The sequence below is a fragment of the Ensifer sp. B1-9 genome, assembly GCF_050474445.1.
Taxonomy (GTDB): Bacteria; Pseudomonadota; Alphaproteobacteria; order Rhizobiales; family Rhizobiaceae; genus Ensifer.
This window is the reverse complement of the sequence record NZ_JBCHVG010000010.1, coordinates 327,363-336,410: the sequence shown is the minus strand read 5'-3', so window position 1 is coordinate 336,410 and position 9,048 is coordinate 327,363. Positions and strand designations below refer to the sequence as shown.

The following is a 9,048-nucleotide window of genomic DNA, read 5'->3' as shown; positions in this document are numbered from 1 at the left end:
CCAAAATCAGCCTCAGCCAACCAAGGAAACTCTAGAGCGAAGGTCGTCGTCGCCAGCAGCGCCGCCGCCCTCGTCAGTGATCGGGCTTATAGACCCCACACCTCCAACACGTCAACAGACATTTTCAAAAAAACTTCAAAATTCGACAACTACTTGATTCTAAACAATAAATTCCACTGTTGATAAACTCGGGAGATTTTGGGGAGCAAAGCCACGGACTTTCGGGGCGCAAATCACTCCGCCTGGCTTCAGGAGACCGCATCTCGCCATCATCCGGCAGAAATCACGTCCGTGACAGGCGTCGCAGGCTTGCCGGCAGCGGCGTCGCTTCACGGGTGAAATACCCCCGGCTCTCCCTGACGATCTGCATCAGGAATTCCCGTACCGCCTTCACCCGTGGCACCGCCACCAGATCCCGATGGCAGACCATCCAATAGGTGCGCTTGAGCTCGATCTCCTCCGGCAGGACGATTTCCAGGTCCGGCTCTTCCCGCGCCATGAAGTGCGGCAGCACGCAGAGACCGAGCCCCTGCCGCACCGCCTTCAGCTGCGTCAAAATACTCGAACTCTGGAAATGCGCCCGCAACCCCGGCTGCAGTTCCCCGAGATAGTCGAGACCGGGCGCAAAGATCATGTCCTCGATATAGCCGACGAAACGGTGCGCCGCGAGATCGTGGCGACCTTTGATCGGCGCATGCTTCCCAAGGTAGCCGCGTGCGCCATAGACATGCAGCGTATAGGGGGTCAGCACCTCGGAATGGTAGGGGCCGGCTTTCGGCGCCGTCAGCGCCACCTGGATATCCGCTTCCTTGCGCGACAGCGACATGATCTGCTGGATCGCCACCAGTTCGAGCGAGACATTCGGGTAGCTCGCCGCAAAATCCGCCAAGCGATCGGCCAAGAAGAAGTTGCCGAAACCTTCGAGCGTGCTCAGCCTGACGACGCCGCGCTGCGCCGTCAGGCCGTCATTGATGTCGAGCTGCAATTGCTCGGTCTCGCGCTCGATGCGTTCGGCGGTTTCGATGAAGCGCTGCCCCATGCTGGTCAAAACGTAACCGCGCGGATTGCGCTCGAACAGCTTCACCTTGAGGGCGAACTCCAGGCGATCGATACGGCGGGAAACGGTGGCGTGGCTGGTCCTCAACCGCCGCGCCGCCGTCGACAATTGTCCGGTGCGGGCCACTGCGAGAAAGAACTGCAGATCGTCCCAGGTAAAATTCGGATTCATCGCCACTCCCCATCTGTTCGAAAATGAACAGACCCTGTTTGCAATTTACGGTTCGGGCCGCTTGCATCCAAGCGTTTTTTTCCGGATTGTAACGACCAGAGCCGACAACTGAGGAGCTTGTCTGGCCAAATATGAACAGAACGAAATGAACGATCCGGCATCGTCAACTGGCGCGCCGGAACCCGCGCGCATTTTCGCGCGACGGTTACGTCTCTGGAGGAGGACATGATGACGAAGAAACTGATCGTAACCTTGGCGGCAATGCTCGCCAGCAGCACGGCCGCTTTCGCCGACGCATCCGACGGCAAGGTCAAGATCGGCATTCTCAACGACCAGTCCGGCGTCTATGCCGACTTCGGCGGCAAGTCCTCCTACGAGGCGGCGCTGATGGCGGTCGAGGATTTCGGCGGCAAGGTGCTCGGCGTGCCGGTGGAAGTCATCACCGCCGACCACCAGAACAAGGCCGACATCGCCTCCAACATCGCCCGTCAATGGTACGATACCGAACAGGTCGACAGCATCATGGAACTCACCAGTTCTTCGGTCGGCCTTGCCGTGCAGGCGCTGTCGAAGGAGAAAAAGAAGATCACCATCAACACCGGCGCCGCGACCACCGAGCTCACCGGCAAGCAGTGCTCGCCCTATGGCTTCCACTGGGCCTACGACACGCACGCGCTTGCGGTCGGCACCGGCGGCGCACTTGTCAAGCAGGGTGGCGACAGCTGGTTCTTCCTGACCGCCGACTATGCCTTCGGCTATTCGCTCGAGGAAAACACCAGCAACTACGTCAAGGAAAACGGCGGCACGGTGGTCGGCTCCGTCCGCCATCCGCTGGCAACCACGGACTTCTCTTCCTTCCTGCTGCAGGCGCAATCCTCCGGCGCCAAGGTGATCGGTCTTGCCAATGCCGGCCTCGACACTTCGAACGCCATCAAGCAGGCCGCCGAATTCGGCATCGTCCAGGGCGGCCAGCGCCTCGCTGCCCTCCTCTTCACGCTCGCCGAAGTCCATGGCCTCGGCCTGGAGGCAGCCCAGGGGCTGACGCTCACGGAAGGCTTCTACTGGAACCGCAACGAAGAGAGCGCCAAATTCGGCAAGCGCTTCATGGAGCGCACCGGCAAGATGCCGAACATGGTCCATGCCGGCACCTATTCGGCCGTGCTCTCCTATCTGAAGGCGATCGAGAAGGCCGGCACTGACGATGCCGATGCCGTCGCCAAGGAACTGCGCGCGCTTCCGGTCAACGACGTCTTCGCCCAGAACGGCAAGGTCGCCGAGAACGGCCGCATGATCCATGACATGTACCTGTTGGAAGTGAAGAAGCCCGACGAAAGCAAGGAACCCTGGGACTATTTCAAGGTTCTCGCCACCATTCCGGGCGCCGAAGCCTTCATCGATCCGGCCAAGAGCGGCTGCGACCTCGTGAAGTCGTAAGCGGTCCGATCGCAATGAGCGCACCGGTCAGCGAACCGAATGGCGCGCCGCGGGTGGTTCTGTCCGCCCGCGGTCTGCGCCGTGACTTTGGCGGCTTCACCGCCGTCAACAACGTCAATCTCGACGTCCATCACGCCCGCGTGCATGCGTTGATCGGTCCGAACGGCGCCGGCAAGACGACGGTCTTCAACCTGTTGACCAAGTTCCTGCAGCCGACCGATGGTACGATCACGCTGCTTGGCGAGGACATTACCCGCACGGCGCCGGACAAGGTGGCGCGCATGGGCCTGGTGCGCTCCTTCCAGATCTCCGCCGTCTTTCCGCACCTGACGGTGCTCGACAACGTGCGCGTCGCGCTGCAGCGGCCGAACGGGCTTGCCACCCAGTTCTGGAAGCCGATCTCGGCGCTTGACGGGCTCAATGCCAAGGCCGACCAGCTGATCCGCTCGGTCGGCCTGGAGCGCGAGCGCAACGCTGTTGCCGCCGACCTTTCCTATGGCCGCAAGCGCGTGCTGGAAATCGCCACCACCCTGGCGCTCGATCCCAAGGTGCTGCTGCTCGACGAGCCGATGGCCGGCATGGGCCACGAGGATGTCGGTATGGTCGCCGAGATCATCCGCGAGGTCGCGCGCGAGCGCGCCGTGCTGATGGTCGAGCACAATCTCTCCGTCGTCTCGACGCTCTGCCACCACGTCACCGTGCTCCAGCGCGGCGAGATCCTGGCCGAAGGCGACTATGCGAAGGTGTCGGCGGACCCGCGCGTGCGCACTGCCTATATGGGCACGGAGGAGGCCTGACATGAAAACGCTCCTGAAAGTCTCCGGCCTCAATGCCTGGTACGGCGAAAGCCACATCCTGCACGGCGTCGACCTGACGGTGGGCGAAGGCGAGATGGTCACCCTTCTCGGCCGCAACGGCGTCGGCAAGACGACGACGCTGCGCTCGATCATGGGCATCGTGCGCAAGCGCAAGGGTGAGATCAGCTTTGCCGGCGAGGACCTGATGAAAGTGCCGCTGCACCGGGTCGCCCATCACGGCCTCGGCTTCATCCCGGAGGAGCGCGGCATCTTCTCGACGCTTTCGGTCCATGAAAATCTGTTGCTGCCGCCGGCGGTCGCCAAGGGCGGCATGACGATCGATGAGATCTTCGAGCTTTTCCCGAACCTCTACGAACGCCGCAGCAGCCCCGGCACGAAGCTCTCCGGCGGCGAACAGCAGATGCTGGCGATCGCCCGGATCCTGCGCACCGGCGTACGGATGATGCTGCTCGACGAACCGACCGAGGGACTTGCCCCGGTCATCGTCCAGCGCATCGGCGACGTGCTGAAAACCCTGAAGCAGCGCGGCATGACGGTGCTATTGGTCGAACAGAACTTCCGCTTCGCCAGCAAGGTTGCCGATCGTTTCTACCTGATGGATCATGGCCAGATGGTCGGCGAATTCCCGGTTGCGGAACTCGCGACCCGCATGGACATGCTGCATGATGTGCTGGGAGTCTGAACCATGAGCACGATCTTCGGAATTCCCATGCAAGCCTTTCTCGGGCAACTGTTGATCGGACTGATCAACGGCTCGTTCTATGCGCTTTTGAGCCTCGGCCTGGCGATCATCTTCGGCCTCCTGCGCGTCATCAACTTCGCCCACGGCGCGCAATACATGCTCGGCGCCTTCTTCGCCTGGATGCTGCTGTCGCATTTCGGCATCGGCTATTGGCCGGCGCTGATCGTGGCACCCGTCGCCGTCGGTCTCGTCGGCGCGGTCATCGAGCGCACCATGCTGCGCCGGCTCTATACGCTCGATCCGCTCTACGGCCTGCTCTTCACCTTCGGCCTGGCGCTGACCATCGAAGGCACCTTTCGCTATCTCTATGGCGCGTCCGGCCAGCCCTATGCGACACCGTCGCAGCTTGCCGGCGGCACCAATCTCGGCTTCATGTTCCTGCCCATCTATCGCGGCTGGGTGATCGTCTTCTCGCTGATCGTCTGCATCGGTACCTGGCTGGTGATCGAGAAGACCAAGCTCGGCTCCTATCTGCGTGCCGCCACCGAAAACCCGGTTCTGGTGCAATCCTTCGGCATCAATGTGCCGTTCCTCCTGACGCTGACCTATGCGCTGGGGGCTGCGCTTGCCGCCCTTGCCGGCGTGCTCGCCGCGCCGATCTACCAGGTTTCTCCCCTCATGGGTTCGAACATCATCATCGTCGTCTTCGCCGTGGTGGTGGTCGGCGGCATGGGCTCGATCATGGGCGCGATCGTTACCGGTTACCTGCTCGGTGTCGCCGAGGGACTGACCAAGGTCTTCTATCCGGAAGCCTCCAACATCGTGATCTTCGTGATCATGGCCATCGTTCTCATGATACGGCCGGCAGGCCTCTTCGGCCGGGATGCTTGATATGACGCTGACACTCGACATCGAAAAACCGAAGGAAAAGAACCCGGTGGTCGCCCAGACCCTGTTCCTGGGAATAGGATTGGCACTCCTCGTCCTGGCGCCCCTATTCTTCTATCCCGTCTTCCTGATGAAGCTCCTCTGCTTTGCGCTCTTTGCCTGCGCCTTCAACCTGCTGCTCGGCTATACCGGCCTGCTCTCCTTCGGCCATGCGGCCTTCTTCGGCGGTGCGGCCTATTTCACCGCGCACGCGGTCAAGGAATGGGGCCTGCCGCCGGAGCTCGGCATCCTTGTCGGCGTCGGCGGTGCGGCATTGCTCGGCCTGATCGTCGGCTATCTGGCGATCCGCCGGCAGGGCATCTATTTCGCCATGATCACGCTGGCGCTGGCGCAGATGTTCTATTTCTTCTGCCTGCAGGCGGAATTCACCAAGGGCGAGGACGGTATCCAGTCCGTGCCGCGCGGCCACCTCTTCGGCTTCATCGATCTCAGCCAGTCGACGAGCATGTACTATTTCGTGCTCGGCGTCTTCGTCATCGGTGTCGCCATCATCTGGCGCATCATCCACTCGCCCTTCGGCATGATCCTGAAATCGATCCGCGAGAACGAGACGCGCGCCGTGTCGCTCGGCTATTCCGTGCGCAACTACAAGCTCGCAGCCTTTGTCATGTCGGCGGCGCTCACCGGCCTTGCCGGCGGCGTCAAGGCGCTGGTCTTCCAGTTCGCGACCCTCACGGACGTCGGCTGGCAGATGTCCGGCGAAGTGATCCTGATGACGCTGCTCGGCGGCATCGGCACGCTGATCGGCCCGCTCTTCGGCGCCGGGCTGGTGGTGACGCTGCAGAATTATCTCGCGACCTCGGAATTCCCGGTGACGATCATCACCGGCCTCGTCTTCATGGTCTGCGTGCTGCTTTTCCGTCGCGGCATCGTCGGCGAGTTCTATAATTCGCGGCTCGGCCGCAAACTCGGTTTTGAACACAGACAGTAGCTGGCCTCCTGTCGCCCGCGCCGCGGGCGGGAAGAAGCCGTCGCCCGATCCCGATCACTGACGGATCGAGCCCCGAAACATCGAGAGAGAACCCATGGACACGTTCGACTACATCGTCGTCGGAGCGGGTAGTGCCGGCTGCGTGCTTGCCAACCGCCTTTCCGAAAACCGAGGGCATCGCGTGCTGCTGCTGGAGGCCGGCGGCCGCGACAACTATCACTGGATCCATATTCCGGTCGGCTATCTCTATTGCATCAACAATCCGCGCACCGACTGGTGTTTCACCACGGCCGCCGAAGAAGGCCTCAACGGCCGCTCGCTCGGCTATCCCCGCGGCAAGGTGCTCGGCGGCTGCTCGTCGATCAACGGCATGATCTACATGCGCGGCCAGGCGCAGGACTACGACCATTGGCGCCAGCTCGGCTGCACCGGTTGGGGTTGGGACGACGTGTTGCCGCTCTTCCGCAAATCGGAGGATCACTATCGGGGCGCCAACGAAATGCATGGGGCCGGCGGCGAATGGCGGGTGGAGAAGGCGCGCGTGCGCTGGGCGGTTCTCGATGCTTTCCAGAAGGCAGCCTCCGAAGCCGGCATTCCCGAAACACTGGATTTCAACCGCGGCAGCAACGAGGGCTCCGGCTATTTCGACGTCAACCAGCGCTCCGGCATCCGCTGGAATACGGCGAAGGCGTTCCTTCGCCCGGCGCAGAAGCGCGACAACCTCACGGTTCTCACCAAGGCGCATGTGCGCAAGCTGATCATCGAAGGCGACCGCATCGCCGGCGTCGAGTTCCAGCACGACGGCACGATCAAGCGTGCCCGCGCCAGCCGCGAAACCGTGCTTTCCGCCGGCGCGATCGGCTCGCCGCATATTCTCGAACTCTCTGGCATCGGCCGCGGCGACGTGCTTCAGGCAAATGGCATCGAGCTTCGTCACGAACGCGCGGGCGTCGGCGAGAACCTGCAGGATCACCTTCAGCTTCGCATGGCCTACAAGGTCACCGGCGTGCCCACCCTCAACGAGAAGGCGAACTCGCTTTTCGGCAAGGCGTCGATCGGGCTCGAATATCTGCTCAGGCGCTCCGGACCGATGGCAATGGCGCCGAGCCAGCTCGGCATCTTCACCAGGTCCGGCCCGGAGAAGGAAACGCCCGACCTGCAATATCACGTTCAACCCGTCTCGCTCGACAAGTTCGGCGAACCGGTTCACTCCTTCCCCGCAATCACTGCCAGCGTCTGCAATCTGCGGCCCGAAAGCCGCGGCTCGGTGCATCTGAAGGGCCCGGACTTCGCCGCCGCACCGGACATCCGGCCGCGCTATCTGACCGCCGAAGCGGATCGCAACGTCGCCGTCCGCGCGATCCGGCTGACGCGGCGGATCGTCAAGCAGCCCTCCTTCGCCCGCTTCAATCCGGTCGAGTTCAAGCCAGGCCCCTCCTACGAGTCCGAGGACGATCTGAAACGCGCGGCCGGCGATATCGGCACGACGATCTTCCACCCGGTCGGGACCTGCCGCATGGGTGCCGATCCGGAAAGCGTCGTCGATCCGGAACTGCGCTTTCGCGGTCTTAGGGGATTGCGGATCGCCGATGCCTCGATCATGCCGACGATCACTTCGGGCAACACCAATTCGCCGACGATCATGATCGCCGAAAAGGCAGCGACGATGATCCTGGCGGCCAATCGATAGAGCAAATCCAGCCAAGGCGTGCAGCGATTGGCCTCAGGAAACGCGTCGCACCGCCCCCCCATCGAAGGTGCTGATTCCGGATCGGATTCGGCACGGGGAGCGGCGGCGGATAACGGTAAACTGGCCGAAAAGCGACGCGGAAAGCTTAAATCTCAGGCTTTGAGCCCCTATATTCGGACGATGATGGCTCAGTTTTGGGCCCAAGCAAGATTAGGGGTTTTGATGGCAATGCAGCGATTTGGGCGTTTTGGACGAGCTCTGGCAATGTTGGCGATCGGCTTGACCGTCGCGTTGACCGTTGTGGACGTCGCCGAAGCGCGGCGTTCGGGCGGCGGCTTCGGCAGCCGCGGCACCCGCACCTTCTCGCAGCCGCCCGTCACCCGTACCGCGCCGACCAACGCGGCGCCGATCGACCGTTCGATGACGCCGCGTCAGGACGCCGGCCCGACCACGACCAGCCCGGCGGCCGGCCAAACGCGCCCGACCACCGCTAACCAGCCGAACAGCCGCCCCGGCTTCTTCAGCGGTTTCGGCGGATCATTGCTCGGCGGCCTCATGGTTGGCGGCCTGATCGGTATGCTGATGGGCGGCGGCTTCGGCGGCGCCGCCGGCTTCCTCGGACTGATCGTGCAGATGCTTCTGATCGGCGGCCTGATCATGCTCGCCATGCGCTTCTTCGGCCGCAACCGCCAGCAGCCGGCCTATGCCGGCCCGTCCGAGCGGTCGTCAGGTCAGCCGTCCTCGGCCGGCGCGCCCTCGTTCAAGATCCCGAGCATCGGCGGCGGCCAGGCGGGTGATCAGACAACTGCGCGCCCGGCTGCAGCACCGGCGCCGGCTCCGGTTGCCGACGGTCCCGCCGATGAAATCGGCGTCCAGCAGGCTGACCTCGACCAGTTCGAAAAGATGCTGAAGGACGTGCAGGCGGCCTACGCCGCGGAGGACTATGGCACGTTGCGTCGCCTGACGACGCCGGAGGCCATGTCCTACCTGGCCGAAGAGCTCAGCGACAACGCGACGAGCGGTGTCAAGAACGATGTGCGCGACGTGCATCTCGTCCAGGGCGACGTCGCCGAAGCCTGGTCGGAAAACGGGACGGACTACGCGACCGTTGCGATGCGTTACGAAAGCATCGACGTGATGCGCGACCGTACGACCGGCAAGGTGATCAGCGGCGATCCGGACAATCTGACCGAGGCGGTCGAACTCTGGACCTTCGTGCGCAAGCCCGGCGCGCAATGGCAAGTTTCGGCGATCCAGGGCGTCAGCCACGACTGACGCCAAACAACGCCCATGAAGAAAGCCCGGTCGGCACGGCTG

The 9,048-nt window shown here is 63.0% G+C and carries 9 protein-coding genes; 8 read left to right on the top strand and 1 reads right to left on the bottom strand.

Features of this window, described 5'->3' with window-relative positions; all coding sequences use genetic code 11:
* Window positions 1-183, top strand: a 183-nt coding sequence (locus ACQ5BM_RS20625; protein WP_429815204.1) for a hypothetical protein, incomplete at its 5' end; no start/stop codon positions are given.
* Between the two features lie 100 nt (window positions 184-283).
* Here ACQ5BM_RS20625 and ACQ5BM_RS20620 read toward each other — a convergent pair.
* On the bottom strand, window positions 284-1,228 hold the full coding sequence (locus ACQ5BM_RS20620; RefSeq protein WP_429815202.1) for a LysR family transcriptional regulator: 945 nt from the start codon (window positions 1,226-1,228) through the stop codon (window positions 284-286).
* Between the two features lie 228 nt (window positions 1,229-1,456).
* Here ACQ5BM_RS20620 and ACQ5BM_RS20615 point away from each other — a divergent pair, with 228 nt between their 5' ends.
* From ACQ5BM_RS20615 to ACQ5BM_RS20585, 7 genes are all read left to right on the top strand, one after another.
* Window positions 1,457-2,662: an ABC transporter substrate-binding protein gene (locus ACQ5BM_RS20615; protein ID WP_429815199.1), complete on the top strand. Its 1,206-nt coding sequence runs from the start codon at window positions 1,457-1,459 to the stop codon at window positions 2,660-2,662.
* Window positions 2,663-2,676: 14 nt separating this feature from the next.
* Window positions 2,677-3,459 (top strand): ABC transporter ATP-binding protein, encoded by a 783-nt coding sequence (locus tag ACQ5BM_RS20610; protein WP_429815196.1) that lies wholly within the window; start codon window positions 2,677-2,679, stop codon window positions 3,457-3,459.
* Between the two features lies 1 nt (window position 3,460).
* Window positions 3,461-4,162 (top strand): ABC transporter ATP-binding protein, encoded by a 702-nt coding sequence (locus ACQ5BM_RS20605; protein WP_429815194.1) that lies wholly within the window; start codon window positions 3,461-3,463, stop codon window positions 4,160-4,162.
* Window positions 4,163-4,165: 3 nt separating this feature from the next.
* Window positions 4,166-5,053: a branched-chain amino acid ABC transporter permease gene (locus ACQ5BM_RS20600; RefSeq protein WP_429815192.1), complete on the top strand. Its 888-nt coding sequence runs from the start codon at window positions 4,166-4,168 to the stop codon at window positions 5,051-5,053.
* Window positions 5,046-6,041, top strand: a complete 996-nt coding sequence (locus ACQ5BM_RS20595; RefSeq protein ID WP_429815190.1) for a branched-chain amino acid ABC transporter permease — start codon at window positions 5,046-5,048, stop codon at window positions 6,039-6,041. Before ACQ5BM_RS20600 ends, ACQ5BM_RS20595 begins: the two co-directional genes overlap by 8 nt.
* 94 nt (window positions 6,042-6,135) lie before the next feature.
* Window positions 6,136-7,731 carry a GMC family oxidoreductase gene (locus tag ACQ5BM_RS20590; RefSeq protein WP_429815187.1) on the top strand — a complete coding sequence of 532 codons (1,596 nt, stop codon included), beginning with the start codon at window positions 6,136-6,138 and terminating at the stop codon, window positions 7,729-7,731.
* Between the two features lie 228 nt (window positions 7,732-7,959).
* Entirely contained in the window at window positions 7,960-9,006 is a 1,047-nt protein-coding gene (locus ACQ5BM_RS20585; protein WP_429815237.1) for a Tim44 domain-containing protein, read from the top strand.
* The last annotated feature ends 42 nt before the right edge of the window (window positions 9,007-9,048 follow it).